This window comes from Lactobacillus huangpiensis (assembly GCF_019972815.1).
Classification (GTDB): domain Bacteria; phylum Bacillota; class Bacilli; order Lactobacillales; family Lactobacillaceae; genus Lactobacillus; species Lactobacillus huangpiensis.
In genome coordinates this window covers 1-20,047 of the sequence record NZ_BPPA01000003.1, presented here as the reverse complement: position 1 = coordinate 20,047, position 20,047 = coordinate 1, and the positions used below count along the sequence as shown (strand labels likewise).

Annotated in this window: 19 protein-coding genes and 1 pseudogene; 4 read left to right on the top strand and 16 right to left on the bottom strand. The window is 36.9% G+C overall.

Annotated elements, in window-relative coordinates; genetic code table 11:
* Nucleotides 1–4 precede the first annotated feature (4 nt).
* The 5 genes from LDM90_RS03320 to LDM90_RS03300 all read right to left on the bottom strand — a co-directional run bounded on the left by LDM90_RS03320 (nucleotide 5) and on the right by LDM90_RS03300 (nucleotide 4,420).
* A complete protein-coding gene (locus LDM90_RS03320; protein WP_223896629.1) occupies nucleotides 5–2,170 on the bottom strand; it encodes a PASTA domain-containing penicillin-binding protein in 2,166 nt (721 codons plus the stop codon).
* A complete protein-coding gene (gene ftsL, locus LDM90_RS03315) occupies nucleotides 2,170–2,532 on the bottom strand; it encodes a cell division protein FtsL (RefSeq protein ID WP_034979414.1) in 363 nt (120 codons plus the stop codon). The genes LDM90_RS03320 and ftsL overlap by 1 nt, the downstream gene beginning before the upstream one ends.
* Nucleotides 2,533–2,545: 13 nt before the next feature.
* Complete coding sequence (gene rsmH / locus LDM90_RS03310; RefSeq protein WP_045927990.1) at nucleotides 2,546–3,493, bottom strand: 16S rRNA (cytosine(1402)-N(4))-methyltransferase RsmH; 948 nt, start codon at nucleotides 3,491–3,493, stop codon at nucleotides 2,546–2,548.
* A gap of 2 nt (nucleotides 3,494–3,495) precedes the next feature.
* Nucleotides 3,496–3,927, bottom strand: coding sequence for a division/cell wall cluster transcriptional repressor MraZ (gene mraZ / locus LDM90_RS03305; RefSeq protein ID WP_045927989.1), 432 nt, complete (start codon nucleotides 3,925–3,927; stop codon nucleotides 3,496–3,498).
* 166 nt (nucleotides 3,928–4,093) lie between these two features.
* Nucleotides 4,094–4,420 carry a DUF3397 domain-containing protein gene (locus LDM90_RS03300; protein ID WP_045927988.1) on the bottom strand — a complete coding sequence of 109 codons (327 nt, stop codon included), beginning with the start codon at nucleotides 4,418–4,420 and terminating at the stop codon, nucleotides 4,094–4,096.
* A 100-nt stretch (nucleotides 4,421–4,520) separates the two neighbouring features.
* Here LDM90_RS03300 and LDM90_RS03295 point away from each other — a divergent pair, with 100 nt between their 5' ends.
* On the top strand, nucleotides 4,521–4,661 hold the full coding sequence (locus LDM90_RS03295; RefSeq protein ID WP_109586210.1) for a DUF4044 domain-containing protein: 141 nt from the start codon (nucleotides 4,521–4,523) through the stop codon (nucleotides 4,659–4,661).
* A gap of 28 nt (nucleotides 4,662–4,689) precedes the next feature.
* Here LDM90_RS03295 and mreD read toward each other — a convergent pair whose 3' ends face one another.
* The 10 genes and pseudogenes from mreD to ezrA form a co-directional block, all read right to left on the bottom strand.
* On the bottom strand, nucleotides 4,690–5,223 hold the full coding sequence (mreD, locus tag LDM90_RS03290) for a rod shape-determining protein MreD (protein WP_223896630.1): 534 nt from the start codon (nucleotides 5,221–5,223) through the stop codon (nucleotides 4,690–4,692).
* Nucleotides 5,223–6,074: a rod shape-determining protein MreC gene (mreC, locus tag LDM90_RS03285; RefSeq protein WP_045927986.1), complete on the bottom strand. Its 852-nt coding sequence runs from the start codon at nucleotides 6,072–6,074 to the stop codon at nucleotides 5,223–5,225. Before mreC ends, mreD begins: the two co-directional genes overlap by 1 nt.
* A gap of 50 nt (nucleotides 6,075–6,124) precedes the next feature.
* Nucleotides 6,125–7,129, bottom strand: coding sequence for a rod shape-determining protein (locus LDM90_RS03280; protein WP_034979431.1), 1,005 nt, complete (start codon nucleotides 7,127–7,129; stop codon nucleotides 6,125–6,127).
* A 98-nt stretch (nucleotides 7,130–7,227) separates the two neighbouring features.
* Nucleotides 7,228–7,851: pseudogene (locus LDM90_RS03275) on the bottom strand (JAB domain-containing protein).
* Between the two features lie 35 nt (nucleotides 7,852–7,886).
* Nucleotides 7,887–8,567, bottom strand: coding sequence for an HAD family hydrolase (locus tag LDM90_RS03270; RefSeq protein ID WP_223896631.1), 681 nt, complete (start codon nucleotides 8,565–8,567; stop codon nucleotides 7,887–7,889).
* Nucleotides 8,548–9,825, bottom strand: coding sequence for a bifunctional folylpolyglutamate synthase/dihydrofolate synthase (locus tag LDM90_RS03265; RefSeq protein ID WP_223896632.1), 1,278 nt, complete (start codon nucleotides 9,823–9,825; stop codon nucleotides 8,548–8,550). Before LDM90_RS03265 ends, LDM90_RS03270 begins: the two co-directional genes overlap by 20 nt.
* A gap of 1 nt (nucleotide 9,826) precedes the next feature.
* Entirely contained in the window at nucleotides 9,827–12,466 is a 2,640-nt protein-coding gene (locus tag LDM90_RS03260; protein ID WP_223898682.1) for a valine--tRNA ligase, read from the bottom strand.
* Nucleotides 12,467–12,735: 269 nt separating this feature from the next.
* The gene (thiI, locus tag LDM90_RS03255; protein WP_223896634.1) at nucleotides 12,736–13,953 is read right to left on the bottom strand and encodes a tRNA uracil 4-sulfurtransferase ThiI; all 1,218 of its coding nucleotides are present in this window, start codon (nucleotides 13,951–13,953) and stop codon (nucleotides 12,736–12,738) included.
* 7 nt (nucleotides 13,954–13,960) lie between these two features.
* Complete coding sequence (locus LDM90_RS03250) at nucleotides 13,961–15,118, bottom strand: cysteine desulfurase family protein (RefSeq protein ID WP_198211729.1); 1,158 nt, start codon at nucleotides 15,116–15,118, stop codon at nucleotides 13,961–13,963.
* Nucleotides 15,119–15,279: 161 nt separating this feature from the next.
* Nucleotides 15,280–16,998, bottom strand: a complete 1,719-nt coding sequence (gene ezrA / locus LDM90_RS03245) for a septation ring formation regulator EzrA (protein WP_198211728.1) — start codon at nucleotides 16,996–16,998, stop codon at nucleotides 15,280–15,282.
* Between the two features lie 422 nt (nucleotides 16,999–17,420).
* On the opposite strand from ezrA, the gene rpsD reads away from it, so the two are divergent.
* From rpsD to LDM90_RS03230, 3 genes are all read left to right on the top strand, one after another.
* Nucleotides 17,421–18,032, top strand: a complete 612-nt coding sequence (rpsD, locus tag LDM90_RS03240; protein ID WP_034979449.1) for a 30S ribosomal protein S4 — start codon at nucleotides 17,421–17,423, stop codon at nucleotides 18,030–18,032.
* 71 nt (nucleotides 18,033–18,103) lie between these two features.
* Entirely contained in the window at nucleotides 18,104–18,574 is a 471-nt protein-coding gene (locus tag LDM90_RS03235; RefSeq protein ID WP_223896635.1) for a YueI family protein, read from the top strand.
* Nucleotides 18,571–19,872: a replication-associated recombination protein A gene (locus tag LDM90_RS03230; RefSeq protein ID WP_223896636.1), complete on the top strand. Its 1,302-nt coding sequence runs from the start codon at nucleotides 18,571–18,573 to the stop codon at nucleotides 19,870–19,872. The genes LDM90_RS03235 and LDM90_RS03230 overlap by 4 nt, the downstream gene beginning before the upstream one ends.
* Nucleotides 19,873–19,948: 76 nt before the next feature.
* On the opposite strand, the gene LDM90_RS09490 is transcribed toward LDM90_RS03230, so the two are convergent.
* Nucleotides 19,949–20,044: an SLAP domain-containing protein gene (locus LDM90_RS09490; RefSeq protein ID WP_223896643.1), complete on the bottom strand. Its 96-nt coding sequence runs from the start codon at nucleotides 20,042–20,044 to the stop codon at nucleotides 19,949–19,951.
* Nucleotides 20,045–20,047: the final 3 nt, after the last annotated feature.

Sequence of the window (20,047 nt, the reverse complement as noted above, 5' to 3'; positions counted from 1 at the left end):
AATGCTACTCCTTTAATTGTATTTTTATTTTTGTACCCGGTTTAACAGGCTCACCTGTAGCCAGACCTTGCTTAAAAACTATTCCTGTGCCTTTGATCCGTAATTTAACTCCTGTTAAAGCTGCAAATTGGTGTAACTCATCAATAGACCAGCCCTTCATGTCTGGACATTCTATACTTCCAGCAGTACGAACAAGCATTAATTTTCCTGACTGTTGTTTTTGACCTGCCGAGTAGGATTGTTCAGTTATTTTATCACCCGTACCAATCTTAGCAAGTCTTAAACCGACACGCTGTGCTACCTTTTCGGCCTTTTTGTAGTTTAATCCTTTTAGGTTAGGTGTTTTAACAGCCGTCGAACTGCTTAGACCATTTTTAGACATGAGAATTACTCTATTCATCATTGGTTTAAAAATTGATGAAAGTATTACTTCAGCTGGTTTACTCATTTTACGTGGCTGTTTGACAGTAATATAAATGCAGTATCGTGGATGTTTAGCAGGCGTGACTCCAACCACGGAAAAGATGTAATTATTGTTACCTTTGAGATAACCTCCGCCTTTAAGGTTAGCAATCTGAGCAGTACCCGTTTTAACGGCAATACTCTGACCTTTCATTTGGTATGCGGAACCTGTTCCAATGCGCTTATTTAAAACTCGACGCATATTTTCAAGTACGGTAGATGCAGTTTCTTTAGTGTAAACTGGTTGACCTACATTTTTAATTTGATAACCGGTGATAGTATGATTATCAGCATCCGTAATTTTTTCAACGAATTGTGGTTTTACCATTTGCCCATCATTTGCCAGACTGCTAAATGCCTGCATCATTTGCATAACATTGACATCAACGCCTTGACCAAAACTGGTTACAGCTTGATCAATCGGAGAATTGAATGCTATGGTCCCCGGTTGTTCACCGGGCAAGGTTACTCCAGTTTTTTCGCCAATATGAAATTTTTTCAAATATTTTTTCCAAGTCTTGGCACCCATTTGCTGCTCAATATGAACAAAGCCAGTATTGCTCGAGCGAGGAAAAGCTTGTGAAAATGGTATACTTCCCCAGCCGTGAGGCTGCCAATCGTGAATTACAGATCCATTAACAGAAACAGATCCTGAATTATAATATTGATTAGGATGGTAATTTCCACTATTTACAGATGATGACAGCGTTAGAACTTTAAAAACAGAGCCCGGTTCATAAGTATCTTGTACTAAAATGTTGCGATATGAGTTTTTCAGACCCTTTTTCGTTTGCGGATTAAAAGTTGGTCTTTGAGAAGCAGCTAAAACTTTACCCGTTTTAATATCTTCAACGACAGCTGTCATGGAAACCGGATTAAACGTATTTTGGACATAGGAGAGCCTATTTTCAAGGTATTCCTGCAATTGTGAATCAATGGTTAGATAAATATTATTACCGTCGACTGGTGCCTTATAGTTATGCGCGCTATTTGGCGTCTGAAAATTAGAAGCATCTACTGCGGAAACCTGATAACCGTTTTTTCCAGTAAGCACGTCATCATACCATGCTTCAAGTCCCATGGTACCTTCAAGATTCTGCTGCTTGGCTTTTTTATCATATACCGGGGTAGCCATTCCTATTACATGTGAAGCAAAATTACCATTAGGATAAAGCCGAGACTGGGTTTCAAAGAATTTAATACCAGGCAAATTCATCTTTTCAATTTTATCTTTTTGCTGTTTTGATAAATTGGAACCTGCAGTACCAAATTGTACCTGAAAAACAGGGCGTGCAGGATTAAGATATTTTAAAATTTTGTCAGCCTTAAGAGGTAAGACTTGGGCTAATTTGTTAGCAGTCTTATTTTTATCAACAACATATTCAGGCTTATTTTTATAATTGATAGAAGATTTATCTAAAATAGCATAAATAGTATATAAATGAGAATCTTGAGCAACTGCCAAGCCATTACGGTCATATATCGTACCGCGATTAGCCTTTAATACCTGATTACGCATATATAATTGCTCAGTTTTAGCAGTTAAATTTTGTCCATTAACAGTCTTTGAAATGCCAATATATAAAAATCTTCCTATAAATACGAGAAAAACCAAAGCAACAGCTACCTCGAGAAATCTCCCGACTGTAAAACGGTATCCGTGAGCTTTGGAATTAGAGTTACTTATCTTACTATTATGCTTTTTCATCAGCGTATAGTCCTAATATTTTTCTCATTCAAAGCTAACCCCTTGCTACGTGCAATTTTACTCATACGAGAGCTTGAGGTTAACTCACCTAATTCTTGATGCAAATCTCCAACCTGACTTTGCCCTTTTGCAACAGACCGTTGCACATTGGTAAGTTCATGTTGAGCTGAAGTAGCAGAAATACTGGAAGAAACTAGCATTGTCATTAAGCCAATGGTTATTATTGTTCCCAATACGAGCAAGGACTTTTCAAAGCCGGTCCAAGCAACGTTGTGATGATTGAGAACTTGACGTTGTCTCTTCTTTGGATCTCTTTGCTCATTAGGATTAAACTCTACTTTTCTTGCTAAATTATCAGCCATTGTTTTTTCCTCTTTACAATTTTTCTGCGACTCGCAACTTTGCACTGTGTGAGCGATTATTATTCTTTAGCTCTTCGGGTGAGGCAACAATGGGTTTGCGGTTAACTAAACGAAGCATTGGCTTCAAGTTGTCAGGAATAACTGGCATTCCCCTAGGTACATCAACTTCAGAGTATTTTTTAAAAATATTTTTTACAATTTTGTCTTCATCAGACTGAAAGGTAATCACACTAATTCGGCCACCTGGTTTTAACAAGTGAACCGCCTCTTCAAGTGATTCAGTTAAAACATCAAGCTCGTGATTCACAGCAACACGCAAAGCCTGAAAGGTCTTTTTTGCTGGGTGTCCACCAGTCCTTCTTGCAAACGCAGGAATTGCTTCCTTAATTATATCAACCAGTTCAAATGTTGTCTCAATTGGCTTTTTTTGTCTCTTAAGGACAATTTTATGGGCGATCTGGCGAGAATATTTTTCTCCACCAAATTTATACAAAATATTCGCCAATTCTTTTTGGCTTGAGTTATTAACCAATTGATAAGCATCAAGACTTTGCTCTTGATCCATTCTCATATCTAATCTTGCATCGAAGCGATAAGAAAAACCCCTTTGTGCCTGATCAAATTGTGGCGAGGAAACTCCCAAATCATAGTAAATCCCATCTATACCATTTTGATAACCCAGCTCAACCAGATTCTCTTTTAAATGGCTAAAATTATCATGTACCAATTGTAATTTAGGATCGGCATTTTGAACAAGTAAATCAGCAAAGTTTAACTTAGCCGAATTTATTGCATATTCGTCTTGATCAAAACCAATTAAGGTACCACTAGCAAGTTTGCTCAATAAATATTTTGCATGACCGCCACCGCCAAAAGTTGCGTCTACATAAAGACCACCATTTTTTAGTTTTAAATTATCTATTGTTTGGTGTAAGAGTACACTGGTGTGTTTGAATTCCATAATTATAGTTCAATTTCATCCAAATTTTCTGCGATATCATCATAGTTTTCATTGGCTTCATCACTAAAGCTTTCCCAACGTTCCTTAGACCAAATTTCAATTCGATCAGAAACTCCTACAATGACACATTCTTTGACAAGGGAAGCATGTTTCTTCAGCGTTGTGGTCAGATTCACACGACCTTGTTTGTCAAATTCGCATTCCATCGCACCAGAGTAGAACAAACGCGTAAAGCTACGCGCATTTCTCTTAGTCAATGGAAGTTGCGCTAATTTAGCTTCAATTTTTTGCCACGCCTCAGTAGTATAGCCAAAAATGCAGCCTTCCATTCCGCGAGTAAATATCATTTTGTCACCTATTTGGCTACGCAAACGGGCAGGTATAATTAAACGCCCTTTGCTGTCAAGATTGTGATGATATTCACCCATGAACATGGCTTAGCCCCCTTCCACTAAATAATTTACCACAATTCACCACTTCCTACCACTTTTTAGTCAAAAAAGTTAAATATTTATTTTTTAATGACACAAAAAGAAAAAATCGCAAACCAATTCAGGTTTGCGACTAGTTTTTTTAAAATTTTTTTATTAAAAAGTTTGACTATATCATCAAAAATAATAGACCCAGATACCAAAAAATAGTATTTACAGTTAAGTAATCCCAGATTTTACGCAGAGTTTGACTTAAAGAGAGATTTTTATTTTTAACAGCATCAGATATTGCTATAACTATAACTAAGAAGAAAAAAACAAAGAAACCATAAGGCAAAAACTCAGGTCTTTTTTGGTGCATGGTAATTAAGTGACATGCATATATAAAAAAGAAAGGCAATAAATCATATCCCCTAAATTGAGCTTTAGGAAACATTTTATTGACAATATAAGCTAAAGCAAGACCTATAACTGGTATCAATATAATTAAAAACATTGGCTACATCCTCTATCATTTAATATCTATTTTATCTTACTCCGCGATTGAAAAAAACTATTAAGTAGCATAAAATATTGTTCAAGTAGGAGGTCAATCAATGACGCGAAGACATAAGAAAAAGAGATCTAAATTTCAAAAATTAACAATTGCTATGGCTTGGCTAATGGCATTAATTACTCTAGCGGCAGTTGTAATGCAGGCTGTTGGTGCATTATCAAGCTTTGGCTTTTTCGAATAAAAAACGTGAGACTTGTATCTCACGTTTTTTATTGCCGGTAATTTTCCAAATTAACCATAAAAGGATAGTTAAGAGCCAGATTCCACCATAATTTATAGGTGGCACAAATAAATATAAATACCCAGCACAGAGTTGGCAAAATACTTTGCACCAGCTTCAAAATACCAATACTTGACAAACCTGTCATATTCAAAATCAGCCACGTGAAGCCTTGAGTTAGAACAGAAGCAATTAAAACTGCCAGAACTCTGGCCCAAAATACCTCAGGCAAAAATCGTGCAGATTTTTGCAATAGCCATGAAACTATTGGCAAGATAATTGCGTAAATGCCTATAATGCCAAAAAAATAAATGTCACTGACTATACCTGCACCTAAAGCCAACCAAATTTCTTTATTATTAGTGTCATCAAATAGGGCGATTAGCATCATACTAACAGGTACTAATAAGTTAGAAGCTTTGCCAAATGAGAAAAACTGATGCAGGTAAAAGGACAAGCTGCCACTAATAGCTAAAGCAACATATAATGCTAAGACAAGAGTAAATTTTCGCAGTGTCTTCATTAGTCGTTCACTTTCCTTTTGATAACAGTGACAACTGAAGGATCGTTTAATTCGCCAGCTGGATTTATTTTGATTAAATCAGATAAGCCAAATGAGTCATGTGTTGTAGCAGAAATAGTTCCTACTAATAATCCTTTAGGAGAATTACCACCCATTCCGCTAGTGTAAATTTTCGTACCACGCTTAAGTTTTTTACTATCCATTGCTTGAGTAAAGGCTAAAGTTTTGTTACCTATCACTGTAATTATGCCATGAACCTTTTTTCCATTTGTGGCTTGAGCTTGAACTGCAAAACGGTTTGCCGACTTGTCACTAGTGGTAATTAATTCCACTTTTGCAGAAGCAGCATTTACCTCTATTATACGACCAATAACTCCACCGCCCGACATCACGGCCATGTTTTTACGTAAGCCAGAAGTAGTTCCCTTGTTAATAACCAAAAGGTCTGTCCAGCTGTCTGGTGAACGCGAAATTACCGAGGCTTGAACCATATTATAGTCAGTTAAAGTTTCTTTTAACTTTAAAGCGGACTTAAGTTGTTTATTTTCAGCTTCAAGACTTGAGTTACGAGCCTTTGTTTGTTCCAAATCGGTTATTTGGCTCTTAAGATAGTTATTTTCATCTTGAGTATTCAGCAAATCATGCACATTATTTAAACTGCCAGACACAAAACTAAGAGGAAAATCAATAATCCTTGACCCTACAGCGACTATATCATTACCAAAGCTTTGAATAATTAATGGAGTGTTGCGCTTATTACGCAAGCTAACACTACCACCTAAAACTATAAATACTACAATAACTGCAAGACATGCTGACAACAGTTTTTTATTCTGTAAAAATTTCTTCATTTGGAAACAGTCCCTAAAGAAAAATCGGCAATAATAGCCGACTTTTTGTATTATCTGCGACTTCTACGCATTACTTCAATATTTTTCAGAGACTCACCTGTACCAACTGCAACACAATCTAATGGGTCTTGTGCTATAAATACTGGAACTTTAGTAGCTTCTGAAATAACATCTGGCAAATTCTTAAGTAAAGCACCGCCACCAGTTAGCACAATACCATGATCAATTACATCCGCTGCAATTTCAGGAGAGGTTTGTTCTAGAGTTTCTTTAATAGCAACAATAATATCTTGAACAACATCTTGAATTGCTTTTGAAACATCAACTGCTTTAACATCAACTGATTTTGGCAATCCGGTAACTAAATCACGTCCACGAATATTGACAGATTCAATTCCTTCTGCCTTTTCAACTGAAGCGGAGCCAATTTGGATTTTTATGTCTTCAGCGGTTCTTTCACCGATCAAAAGATTAAAATTTGAATGTACATAATTTACAATTGCAGTATTAAACTTATCACCAGCCTGACGAATTGATGTAGATGAAACAATTCCACCAAGAGAAATCGTTGCTACATCAGTAGTCCCACCACCAATATCCACGACCATTGAACCTGTAGGATCCATTACTGGCAATCCAGCTCCAATGGCGGCTGCAAAAGGCTCTTCTATTACAAAGGCTTCACGTGCACCAGCTACACGAGCAGCATCAATAACTGCCCGTTTTTCAACTTCAGTTACTCCCGAAGGTACACAAATCATAGCTGAAGGTTTGGAGTTGCCTACAGTCTTTTCTATAAAATACTTAAGCATAGAGGCAGTTGTATCATAATCAGCAATTACACCATCTTTCATTGGCCTGATAGCCACTATGCTTTCCGGTGTCCTTCCGATCATTTCTCTTGCTTCTGACCCTACCGCAATTACTTTTCCAGTATGGGTATTTTTAGCCACAACAGAAGGCTCCCTTAAAACAATTCCTTTGCCTTCCATATAAACAAGAGTATTGGCCGTCCCTAAATCGATGCCAATATTTTTTGCTCCTAATCCAAACACGTAAATCTCTCCTTAATTATTGCAGTCTCTAAATCTTGAATAATTATAGCATAAAGTGCAACTTAAAAAAGAAAATGAAATGTAACTTTAAGATGAATTTAAAATAATTGCCGTTCACGCAAACTCACATATTGTCCCTTCCCCACAATAAAATGATCAAGAAAGTCAATATGAAATAATTCAGAAGCTGCAAAAAGCATTTTAGTTAGCTCTATATCGCTTTTTGATGGAATTAAATTGCCACTTGGATGATTATGAACCACAAAAAAGCCTGCGCAGGCATAAATTACTGCCTAACGGAAAATTTCCCGTGGGTGAGCAATTGACTTATCTAAAGTTCCTTGAAATAATCTTTTTTCAGCAACAATATGATTACTGTTATCAATATAAACTGCCCAAAGCTCTTCTTGTTTACGGCCAGCCAACTTATCCAATAAATAGGTACCTACTTCATCACTGGATGTCATAATAAGTTCACGATCTGGAACCGCCGACCTCAGTCTTTCAAGCAGTCCCTCACAAAGAACAGCTAAATTTTTATCGCATTGACTGCCAGAAATATATTTGAGCAAATCATCGAAATTCATGATTTTTAGCTCTGTCAGTTTTATAAAAAGTTCATCGAATTTCTCTATTCCACGTTCTTTCAACTCATCAAAAAGGCTGTTTAACATTTCCCAGTCAGTTTTCAATAAATAGTGATTAGATTTTATCAATTCCATAAAACCATTCCTTTCACTATTAAATACGTTGAAAATTAACAAACCTTTTTCAAAAATTCATAAAAATCTTTACAGACAAATACAGCATTTTGATAGTCGTTTTTACTTGCCGGAATTAAATCAGGCACCATTACGCACTTTAAACCTGCATTAACGGCCGCAAGCAATCCGGGAGAAGAATCTTCAAAGGCCAGAATTTTATTTTGAGGAACATGTAATTTTTGAGCAGCCAAGAGATAAATATCTGGTGCGGGTTTTGGCTGAACATTATTTTTTTTAACATCATCATAATTTAAATGAAATTGAAAATAATTGCGGCTACCTGTTGCCCACAAATTATGCTCTACCACATCTTCGGTGTTACTGGTAATCACTGCCATAGGTAAACCAGCTTTTTGAAAAAGATCAAGAGCTTCTTGCACTCCAGGGCGCAATTTTAGTTTACCTTCCTCGGTCCACTGCCACACCAACTCATCCGTACGCTTAATAAATTGGTCCCGCTGCTTCTTATTTTTAAAGTATTTACGATAAAAATCGTCCATATCAGTGGTTGTTGAGCCAACTAATTTAAGATAGATATCGTCTGGGGTACCTAGATTTGCTTCTTTAGCAGCCTGTATGTTAGCTTCCCAATACAAATTTTCAGAATTGACCAGCAATCCGTCCATATCGAATAATATTCCCTTAATTTCGTCATCAAGACCTTGAACCCGCATTTTTTGTCTCCATTTGTAAAATATTTCCGACTAAATAAAACGATCCCGTCACTAGCAGTATATCATTTGTTTGACTCTTCTGCTTTAAACTCCTAAAAGATGTTTCCCAGTCAGCTTGGTATTGGTATTTTTCTTGAATCCAAGTCGGGAAATCTTTTTTCTTGGCTGCACGAGGATAATCAATTGTTGTAATGTATACTTCATCTTCTGATTTAAACAATTTAAATACTTGCTCAATATCCTTATCTTTCATCATCATAATCAAAACTCTAATTTTGCCCTGTTTTTTCCTCTGTTCAAAATGAGCAAAATTAAGCAGGTTTTGCATGGCTTGAATATTATGTGCGCCATCAAGAATTACTAAAGGTTTGTTTTGCACAATCTGATAACGACCAGGAATTTTGGTTTGATTTATTGCCTCTTTAATTTCAGCTACAGAAAGTTTCACTCCCAAAAGGCTAACAGCAGCAACAGCGATACCTACATCATAACCTTCTACTAAAGGTCTGGGTAAAAAAGAAATTTTTTTATCTTGATCTTGATAAGTTAAATTTTCTTGCAAGGAAATTTTAAAATCTTTTCCTAATAATTTTATTGTCGCATGTTCTTTTTGTGCTTTTTGCTGAATTATGGGCAATACTTCTTTAGAAATACTACCCAAAACTACAGGACGATTTCTTTTAATTATTCCACTTTTTTCACGAGCAATATCCTGAAGTGTGGGTCCGATAATTTGTTCATGATCTAAACCAATCGTGGTAATTACACTAACTTCAGGTGTAATCACGTTTGTCTTGTCATGTTCGCCACCTATACCGACTTCTATGACAGCATAATCACATTTTTTTCTTGCAAAATAGAGAAAGGCCATAACCACTTCATACTCAAAAGTTACTAAAGAAAAATTGTTGTTTGTTTTACGAATTTTTGTCAAAGCTGATTCTATGGCATTAGCTGTCTTTACTAAATCTGCGTCACTAATATTTTGCCCATTTAATTGAATACGTTCGTTAAATTCGAACACATATGGCGAAACAAAAAGGCCAGTCTTCTGACCGGCCTTTTGCAGCAAGCTGCTCAAATAGTATGAAGTAGATCCTTTACCATTAGTGCCCGTAACGTGAATTGTTTTAACTTTATCTTGCGGATTATTCAAAAAAGTCAGTACTTTCTTTATATAAGATAGATCTGCTTTTTCATGTAATTTAGGAAGTGAATATAAATAATTAATCACATCTTGAGCTTTAGTAAAAGTCACTTTATTCACTCTTCTTTAATTCTTGAATTCTTTCCTGAACGTTTTGAAGCTGACTTTCATAATCAGCCTTTTTGGCTTTTTCTTTATTAACTACCGCCTCTGGTGCATGTGCTACAAAGCCTTGATTATTCAGTTTTTTAGTTGAACGTTCAACTTCAGCTTGGAGGTCTTTTTCTTCTTTTGTCATGCGCTTGATTTCGTCATCAATATTGACTAAATCGGCTAGTGGAACAAAAACTTGAGCCCCTGCAATCACAGCAGTTTTAGCCAATTTCGGAGCAGTTATATTGGCAGCAATAGTCAGGTTCTTCGGATGTAAGAAATTCTTGACGTAATCTTCATTTTCAGTCAAAATCCGTTCATTATTGCTGTCTTCTAATTGAATCATGATATCAATCGGTGAAGAAAGTGGTGCATTAACTTCCATTCGAATATTACGTACAGCTTTAATAATTTCGATCAAGAAAGCCATATCGCGCCGCGCTCTGTCATTAACAAATTCATCATGAGGTGTAGGGTACTTCGCAACCATGATTGATTTGCCTTCATGAGGCATTGACAGCCAGAGCTTTTCAGTAACAAATGGCATAATTGGATGAAGCAAACGTAAAATTTGGTCAAGAATCCAAATTAAATTCTCTTGCTTTCTAGTCTTCAGTTCTACATCCGAACCATTGAGAGCAACTTTGGCCATTTCGATATACCAGTCGCAGAAATCATTCCAGATAAAGTTATAAAGTTCGCGCCCAGCTTCACCAAATTGATAATCATCAAATAAACGAATAACCTCACTCACAGTGTGATTTAAACGGTCAAAAATCCAGCTGTCTGACAAATCAAACTTGCTGGTATCAGGCATATGAGCTGCTTTTGCATCTTCTGGTAAATTCATAATCACAAATCTGGCAGCATTCCAAATCTTATTAATGAAGTTCCATGCAGATGCCAATTGCTTAGGATTATAACGTGTATCTTGTCCAGGAGCTGTACCATTTAGCAAGAACCAGCGTAAAGCATCTGCACCATATTGATCAATAACGTCCATTGGATCAACACCGTTACCCAGAGATTTACTCATCTTGCGACCTTGTTCATCACGAATCAAGCCGTGAAGAACAACATCATTAAATGGTCTCTTGTGGGTAAAATGCAGACTCTGGAAAATCATCCGTGAAACCCAGAAAAAGATAATATCATAACCGGTAACTAAAGCATTGGTTGGAAAATAGCGTTTGAAATCAGCAGAATCTTCATCAGGCCAGCCTAATGTTGAAAATGGCCATAAAGCGCTTGAAAACCAGGTGTCTAGAACATCTGGGTCTTGTTTCCAGTTTTCAATGTCTTTTGGTGCTTCCTCTCTAACATACATCTCACCAGTCTTTTTGTTATACCAAGCTGGAATTCTGTGTCCCCACCATAATTGACGTGAAATTACCCAGTCATGAACATCTTCCATCCAATGATTTAAAGTTTGTTCAAACCTCTTTGGTACAAAATTGACTTTACCCGCAGTTTTTTGATTCTCTAAAACTTTATCTGCCAAAGGTTTCATCTTAACAAACCATTGAGTTGACAGACGTGGTTCAACTTGAACTCCAGAACGTTCCGAGTGTCCAACAGAGTGTACAATTGGCTTAACTTTAATTAAGTAGCCTTGCTCCTTTAAATCTTTAACCAATGCTTCACGGCATTCAAAACGGCCCATACCTTCATATTTACCGGCATTTTCGTTCATAGTACCGTCGTCATTCATAACATTAATCCGTTTTAAGTTATGACGATTGCCTACCAAGAAGTCATTAGGATCATGAGCCGGAGTAATTTTTACCAAACCAGTACCAAATTCTGGATCAACGTGTTGATCCTCAATAATTGGAATATGACGTCCTACTATTGGCAAAATCAGTTCCTTGCCAACTATATCCTTGTAGCGTTCATCTCCGGGAGCTACAGCAACAGCAGTATCACCGAACATTGTCTCAGGACGAGTAGTAGCAATCTCAACAAAACCGGAACCATCAGCAAACGGATATTTAATATGGTAAAAAGCACCTTTATCGTCTTGGTGAATAACTTCAATGTCACTTAAAGCTGTTTGCAGCTCCGGATCCCAATTAATAATATATTCACCACGGTAAATTAGACCCTCATTATACAGTTGCACAAAAACGCGACGAACTGCCTTGGATAAGCCTTTATCCAAAGTGAATCTCTCTCTGGAATAGTCGAGAGACAGGCCTAATTTTGCCCACTGACTCTTGATAATAGCAGCGTATTCATCTTTCCAGTCCCAAACTTGCTTAACAAAAGCTTCACGACCCATTTCATGTCGGTCTTTGCCTTGTTTGCGTAATTTGGCTTCAACTTTAGCTTGAGTTGCAATTCCGGCATGATCCATCCCTGGAAGATACAAAGTATCGTAACCCTGCATTCTTTTAAGTCGAATTAACGTATCTTGAATTGCAGTATCCCAAGCATGTCCTAAGTGAAGTTTGCCCGTAACATTTGGTGGCGGAATAACAATAGAATATGGGTGTGCTTTTTTATCCCCGGATGGCTTAAATAAGTCTTGATCAAGCCACTTTTGATATCTGCCTTGTTCGACCTCTTTGGGGTCATATTTTGGTGCTAAATCTGTCATAATTCTCCTCCCAATAAAAAAGTCCTAGACAAAATGTCTAGGACGATATAGTTAACCGCGGTACCACCTAAGGTTAAGCAGAATAAATTCTGCTTCTCTTAAAAATGATAACGGCATATTTGCCGAATTAGCTTACTCTCAGTTCAGCCAACCAGTCCAATCGAGCTACTAATTAACCTTCATTCGGCTTTTCACCATCAACGAGCCTTTCTCTATTTATAAGGTTAATACCTCTCAATTATTGCTTTGGGCGTATTATAACATACTTTTTAAAGTAGTGAAGCATCTTCTTCTGCTTTATCAGCTAAAAACTTATCATTTGGGTAAATTGCAGTTACTTTAATTCCTGCCAAAGCGCGGTCAATTAGGCCTTCAACATCCAGGCGATTTTCAAATTCACGTGCTTTTTCAATTTTTGGTTTTGTTTTTGGACGAGGAGGTGCAAAAATGGTGCAGCAGTCTTCGAAGGGTTGAATAGATAAATCAAATGTGCCAATCTTTTCTGCTAAATTGATGATTTCGGTTTTATCCATTGTAGCAACTGGTCTGACGACCGGTGTAGTGGTTACATCGTTAATTGCTGCCATTGACTCTAAAGTTTGTGAAGCTACTTGCCCAACAGACTCACCATTAAAAATAGCCAATCCTCTTCTTTTAGCTCTGATTTTATCAGCTAGCTGTAACATGAATCTTCTTTGCACAGTCATCAAATAGCCCTCGGGAATTTTTTCCTTAATGGTTTCCTGAATTTCTGCAAACGGTACTGCAATGAAATTGATTTTACCAGCATAATTAGCCAAAATACCGGTTAATTCTTTGGCTTTATTCAAAGCTTTTTCGGTGGTATATGGTGGGCTGTAAAAATGCACCATGTCAATATCAACACCACGTTTTAAGGCCAGATAGGAAGCCACTGGCGAATCAATGCCTCCTGATAGCATCATGACGGCTCGACCACCGGTACCAACAGGCATTCCCCCAGCTCCATGAAGCAGCTGGTTAGAAATGTAAACTGCATCTTTACGCACTTCAATTCTGAGTACAATGTCAGGATGTTTCATTTCTACTTTTAGATCATCCATGTGTGAAAAAAGGTAGTCACCAACCATTTTATTCAATTCATTAGTATCATATAAAAACTGATGGTCACTTCGCCTAGTGTTAACCTTGAAAGTCATTCCTTTTTTAAAAGTTTCCTTCATTAAAGCAAGTGCAGTTTTTTCAATTTCCGTCAGCGTTTTTTCTACTTTAATAGTTGGTGAATAAGTTTGTATGCCAAAAACCTTTTTTAAGCGTTGATCGACTTCTTCAAAAGGAGCATCGTTTAAAACAATATGCATCCGATCATGGCGTGGGTGAATTTCAACCTGTGGAAATTCACGCAGCACTTTAGTAACGTTACCGTCTAAGCGACCGATAAAATCTTTCCGGTTCTTTCCTTTTGTTGAAAGCTCACCGTAACGCACCATTATTTCAGTATATTTCATAAAAAATCTATTCTCCTAAATGATTAATTGGGGCAAAATGACGGTAAATTTTGTCAAAAACTCTTATAAACTCATCGGCTTCATCAAGCGTATTGGATTCATCAAAACTGAGACGAATTGCACTGGTGGCAATTTTATCATCAACATGCATTGCTACTAATGTGCTGGCTTGATCAACTTTTGTCGAGGAGCATGCGGAAGTAGTGGAAGTATAAATGTCATATTCTTCAAGTGTATGGACTAAAGTTTCTCCCCTGATGCCTTCAAGTGCAAAACATAAAATATGAGGCGCAAAATTGTCATTGACAGGAGAAAATATAGTAATGCCAGGCTTGCCCTGCAAATAATTTACTATTTTTTCCTTAATAGCAGCCTCTCTTGCAGCTTTTTCCTGCTCATTTTCTAAAAGCAAGCGTACAGCCTTAGCCATTCCTGCTATCGCTGGCAAATTTTCTGTGCCAGATCTGAGACCTTTTTCCTGTCCGCCACCATCATGCAAAGGATCCAGCATCTTGCCTTCTTTTTTATAAAGAACACCAGTACCTCTTGGTGCGTGAAATTTATGGGCGGAAAGGCTTGAGAAATCAACACGCGGAGTAAAAACTCGTGACCAAATATTTTTACCCAGTGACTGAACATTATCAACGTGAAAGCTTACAGTCGGATAGTTAGACAATAAATCACTGATCTCATCAATTGGCTGAATTGAACCAATCTCATTATTGACACCCATTATTGAAACTAATGTGGTGTCAGAATCAAGAGCATTGCGCAAATCATTGACATTGACACGCCCTTGTTTATCAACTGGCAAGTGAGTTACGCGAAAGCCGATGTATTCCAGCGCATTAAAAGCATTAGCGACAGAAGCATGTTCAACATTCGATGTAATGAGATGCTTGCCAAATTGCCGTTTTTGTAATGCTGTGCCCTTTATAGCCCAATTGTTTGATTCTGTACCACCGGAAGTAAAGAAAATTTCATCCTGCTTTGTACCCAAAAGATTAGCAATCTGTTTACGCGAGCTTTCTAAAAGTTGGTAAGCGCGGTCTCCCAGTTTATGTAAACTAGATGGATTACCCCAAATAGTTTGTGCTACTTTATCATAAGTCGCTAAAACAGCAGGATCAATTTTGGTCGTGGCGCTATTATCAAAGTAAATCACGGAATTTCTCCTCCAACACACTACAAGGTCAGCTATTAACTTATAAATTGTAACTTAAAATAATCTAAGCTTCAATTATTTATTCATTAGCAATAAAAAAGCCTTAAAATCCTTTACAAATTTTAAAGCTGAGATTTTTGTTTGACAAAAGTTTATAAAATTTAGTCATTATTTTTCTTATCCGAATAATATAAATTTTCTAAACGCTGGTACGAACCCGGTTCCACTTTTTCAATAGCAGTTGCAATGGTATCAAGAGCATCCTTATAATTATAATCTTGCTCATAAAGATCCATTGCTTTTTTCTGAGCACTTTGTATTGAACCATTGTCAGAATATTTGTTTGAATACTGCAAAGTCAGTTGGACTAAATCCGCAGAATTAATAATGTCATCAGCTTCTCTTTTTAGTCTTTCAACATCATCAGTGATTTGGATTAATTCCTGTGATATTTTTTCCATATTTAAACGAACTTGACTCAATTCTTTTGCTACATGACCGATTTCATTAACAACTAATGTATACATTTGAACAAAAGAATCCGGATTACCTGGCAAATTTTTACGTTCTAACCGCCGATAAACTAAAGACACTTCTTGTTTAAAACGATTGATTGAATCATTAGCGACATTCTCCGAATCATAAAGGCCATCGACGTCTTGCGACATTGTCTTTTGCTGATTGCTAATTTCACGTAAACGGTCAAGCATGTTTAACCACGATGACTTGATTTGTGAATAAACTCCTTTGCCGTCAGCAACATTTTGCGTGTCAACTGTATATTGCCGTTCCATGTCATTGACTTCCTGCTCTAGTTGCCTGCTGGTAGCAAGCTCATTATGCGTAAGCTCGTAACTCTCATCAATATGACGCAATTTGGCCACCAAGTTTTTAGACTCAACCTGCTCATGAGCAAGAAGTCTCTGGATTTTGTCCTGATTTTCTTCTACAAAAGGTCTTGCCTTATATTCATTAGCCAAAGTATCGTATAGAGCAGCAATCTCCTTTTTGATTTTTGCAATACTTGTGTTTAAATCAGATATTTTTAATTCTGTCAGTAATCTGGCTGCATCAGCCACTTGACCGCGAATTTTTTTAATTTCGGCTAAAACGTCAACTTGAGTAATGTAGTATTTTGAAGACATCATTTTCTTATAACTATCAGAAAGCTCATCCAGTTGGTCTTTGAAAACTGTATCAATTTGGTGACATGCATTTTTAACTTCTGGAAGAACGGAACTGATATTTGTCAAAGCCACTTTAATCTTTGATAAAATGCGCTTTGCTTCAACCTGGTCTCCTTGAGCAGTCAGACTCTTAGCTTCTGAAAAGTCAGTTTCCATATTAGTCAAATCAGTTTCAATTTTATCAAGTGCAGTGCCATATTCGTATGAATTTGCCAAAACACCCTTACGCAGTTCTTTAAATTGATTGAATAAGTCATTATACTGCTTTTGGTTTTCACGGTTTGATTCAAGTAATTCGGTAAAAACTTCCTTTGTGTTTTTAGCGTCTTTATATGTTGAACCCATGATTTCCTGAGCCTGTTTAATATTTTTGTGGGCCTTGAATATTTGATAATGAGCGTTTTGGTCAGCAGCTTGTTCAAGAAAGCTCTGCGCAGCAGGAATTTTTTTAGTCGATGCCTGCTCATAGCTTTTGCGCCAAGTAGTCAGTGTAGTCAGACTCTCACCTGCTAAATCCATTTTATCCAGATTAATAATGTCTGTTTCTAAATGCATTTTGGCAATTTTAGTGATCAAATCGTCCACTTCAAGAATCTGCCTTAATTGGCGTCGATTGACTATGATCATGAGTGCTATAATTATAATAATGATTAAAATTGCAATGATTACAACTATGGATTGAGTCGATGACATATTTTTCCTCCAAAACTACCCCAATTATACCAAACTTCTACATTATTGTGGGCAAGAGTTTTTTAAACTAGCACATTTCATTATGCTATAAAAATTGATATGCAGTATTGATAAATACTACATTATTTTTAAACAAAATATTGATTTTTATATGTCTTTATAAACCAAATTTACTTTTTCTTCCTATAATACTTAAAGCAGTCAATGTTTTCCTTGCTTTAATAAGTCAATACAACTATAATATAGAACGTGTAAAATATTTGCAGCTATAAGTGGCAAGAACGTCAACATCTTAATACGTTTTAGTGAACGAGTAACCGACGCTGCAATAGGCGAAAATGAAAATTAAGATGCACGAATGTTAAACTTATACGTAATTATTTTACTCCAAAAACTGTTATCAGATTTTATTGGAGGATTTTATGTCAAGATATACAGGTCCAAGTTGGAAACGTTCCAGAAGATTAGGAATCTCACTTTCAGGTACTGGTAAAGAGCTTAGCCGTCGTAACTATGCTCCTGGTCAACACGGTCCTAATTCACGTGGTCGTTTATCAGAATACGGCGAGCAATTGCACGAAAAGCAAAAGTTGCGTTGGATGTATGGTTTAAACGAGCGTCAATTTAGAACTTTGTTCAAACGTGCTGGTAAGATTCGTGAAGGTGAACACGGTACTAACTTCATGGCTTTACTTGAATGCCGTTTAGACAGCATCGTTTACCGTTTAGGTTTTGCTACTACAAGAGAGCAAGCAAGACAATTGGTTAACCACGGTCACATTACTGTTGACGGCAAGCGTGTTGATATTCCTTCATACGAAGTCAAGGTTGGTGAAACCATTGGCCTCAAGGAAAAGTCTAAGAACTTGCAACAAGTTAAGGATGCACTGGAAGCAGTTGTATCCCGTCCATCCTTTGTTTCATTTGATGATAACAAAGTAGAAGGTTCACTTGTTCGTCTTCCAGAACGTGATGAAATGGAACCAGAAATTAACGAAGCTCTAGTTGTTGAATATTACAACAAGTTACTTTAATTTCTACATTTTCACAAAACCCCTTTCCTACTTGGAGAGGGGTTTTTGCTACCCGAAAGGAAATCTCACCAATGACTGAAGATTTAAATACCAGAGTTTCAAATGCTGCACAAGGCATCACGCCACAGACAAAACCGGATGAACGCAGAAGATTTTTAGGGTCTCTTCGTGAACGAGTTTTGGTTAGAATGACTAATTCTGAAGTGCAGGATCCCAAATTAACCAGCCTTTTTTTACAACATTTCAAAGATTATGTCGGTTACAATATACTGATAAATGGTAATTTGCATGATAATTTTGTTGATCAGGTAGAAACTTATTGTAGCAAATACGAAACTTCTTTTACCATTGTTAATAATGAGACAGCTAAAACTGGTCCTGATGATTCAGCAATATTAGTGGTAGCTTCCAGTGCCATTAACAAAATGCGCATTGAAATAAGTCAAGTTTATCCACCAGAAATGCCTAAAGCTCAGCTTGCTGATACAAGTCAAAAAAAAGCTGGCTTTTGGCATAGGCTTTTCCATGGAGATAATAAATGAAGCCATTAGCTTATAGAATGAGACCGCAAAATTTGAATCAAGTTGTTGGTCAACAACATTTAATTGGTCCCGGAAAAATTATTCGGAGAATGGTCGAAGCCAAAATGTTATCTTCGATGATTCTTTATGGCCCCCCTGGAATCGGCAAAACCAGTATTGCCAGTGCTATTGCAGGCTCCACTAAATATGCCTTTCGTCAGCTTAACGCTGCTACTGATAGCAAAAAGCAGTTAGAACAAGTAGCAGCTGAAGGAAAATTAAGTGGAACTGTCATACTGTTACTAGACGAAATTCATCGGTTAGATAAAACGAAACAGGATTTTCTCCTGCCACTTTTAGAATCAGGGCAAATTATTTTAATTGGGGCGACAACTGAAAACCCCTATATTGCTATCTCACCCGCTATTCGTTCTCGCTGTCAGATTTTTGAACTAAAACCACTGGCAAAAGAAGACGTAAATAAGGCAATTGACCGTGCGCTTATAGATGATAAAAATGGTTTAGGAAAATACCATGTAAAATTAACTAATGATGCCAGAGAATTATTGGTGCAAAAAGGCAACGGTGATTTACGCGCCACATTAAATGGACTGGAACTGGCAGTGCGATCAACCAAGCAGGAAATGATTGCAGCTGGTCAAAATGATGAAGATGAAATAACTATTAATCAAGATGAAATGGCTAATTCTATTCAGTTACGCAGTCAAAACTTTGACGCCAAAGGTGACGGTCATTACGACTTGGTATCTGCTTTTCAAAAGTCAATTCGTGGTTCTGATACGGATGCATCTTTGCATTATTTGGCCAGATTAATTGAATCAGGAGATTTAGTCGCAATTTGTCGACGATTAAGTGTGATTGCTTATGAAGATATCGGTTTGGCAAATCCAGCTGCTGTGCAGCACACACAAATTGCCATTCAAGCAGCAAAGAATCTGGGATTTCCAGAAGCGCGCATCCCGTTAGCTAATGCAGTAATAGAATTGGCATTATCGCCAAAGAGCAATAGCGCTATTAGTGCCATTGATTCAGCCTTGCAAGATGTAAAAAATAAAGATTATGGCGGAATACCGGCGGGCTTAAAAGATACTCATTACTCTGGTGCCACAAAATTAGGGCATGGCAAAGGTTATATTTACCCTCACTCTTTTGCAAGCGATTGGGTGCCTCAACAGTATCTACCAGATAAACTGGTTGGGAAAAAATATTTTCAACCTAAAGGTAATTCTAAAATTGAAAAGGGATTAAAAAAACAATACGAAACTTTGCATGAAATGCAGCAAGATGGTTTAAAATAATAAAATTTTTCTATAAAAAATGCCACAATTGTTATCTCAAACAATTGTGGCATTCTTTTTTAGTTAGGAAAATTTACTATCCTTTAACATTTGCTTTTTTAACAAATTTGCTTGTTGTCATAGTGTAGTACTTCTTACCTTTAATCTTTACTGGATTACCGTAAGTCTTAATTGA

What these genes read in the sequence shown, in the direction of transcription:
- LDM90_RS03320 (WP_223896629.1), bottom strand. Translation starts at nt 2,170, where the DNA reads ATGAAAAAGCATAATAGTAAGATAAGTAACTCTAATTCCAAAGCTCAC.
- ftsL (WP_034979414.1), bottom strand. Translation starts at nt 2,532, where the DNA reads ATGGCTGATAATTTAGCAAGAAAAGTAGAGTTTAATCCTAATGAGCAA.
- rsmH (WP_045927990.1), bottom strand. Translation starts at nt 3,493, where the DNA reads ATGGAATTCAAACACACCAGTGTACTCTTACACCAAACAATAGATAAT.
- mraZ (WP_045927989.1), bottom strand. Translation starts at nt 3,927, where the DNA reads ATGTTCATGGGTGAATATCATCACAATCTTGACAGCAAAGGGCGTTTA.
- LDM90_RS03300 (WP_045927988.1), bottom strand. Translation starts at nt 4,420, where the DNA reads ATGTTTTTAATTATATTGATACCAGTTATAGGTCTTGCTTTAGCTTAT.
- LDM90_RS03295 (WP_109586210.1), top strand. Translation starts at nt 4,521, where the DNA reads ATGACGCGAAGACATAAGAAAAAGAGATCTAAATTTCAAAAATTAACA.
- mreD (WP_223896630.1), bottom strand. Translation starts at nt 5,223, where the DNA reads ATGAAGACACTGCGAAAATTTACTCTTGTCTTAGCATTATATGTTGCT.
- mreC (WP_045927986.1), bottom strand. Translation starts at nt 6,074, where the DNA reads ATGAAGAAATTTTTACAGAATAAAAAACTGTTGTCAGCATGTCTTGCA.
- LDM90_RS03270 (WP_223896631.1), bottom strand. Translation starts at nt 8,567, where the DNA reads ATGCGGGTTCAAGGTCTTGATGACGAAATTAAGGGAATATTATTCGAT.
- LDM90_RS03260 (WP_223898682.1), bottom strand. Translation starts at nt 12,466, where the DNA reads ATGACAGATTTAGCACCAAAATATGACCCCAAAGAGGTCGAACAAGGC.
- thiI (WP_223896634.1), bottom strand. Translation starts at nt 13,953, where the DNA reads ATGAAATATACTGAAATAATGGTGCGTTACGGTGAGCTTTCAACAAAA.
- ezrA (WP_198211728.1), bottom strand. Translation starts at nt 16,998, where the DNA reads ATGTCATCGACTCAATCCATAGTTGTAATCATTGCAATTTTAATCATT.
- rpsD (WP_034979449.1), top strand. Translation starts at nt 17,421, where the DNA reads ATGTCAAGATATACAGGTCCAAGTTGGAAACGTTCCAGAAGATTAGGA.
- LDM90_RS03235 (WP_223896635.1), top strand. Translation starts at nt 18,104, where the DNA reads ATGACTGAAGATTTAAATACCAGAGTTTCAAATGCTGCACAAGGCATC.
- LDM90_RS03230 (WP_223896636.1), top strand. Translation starts at nt 18,571, where the DNA reads ATGAAGCCATTAGCTTATAGAATGAGACCGCAAAATTTGAATCAAGTT.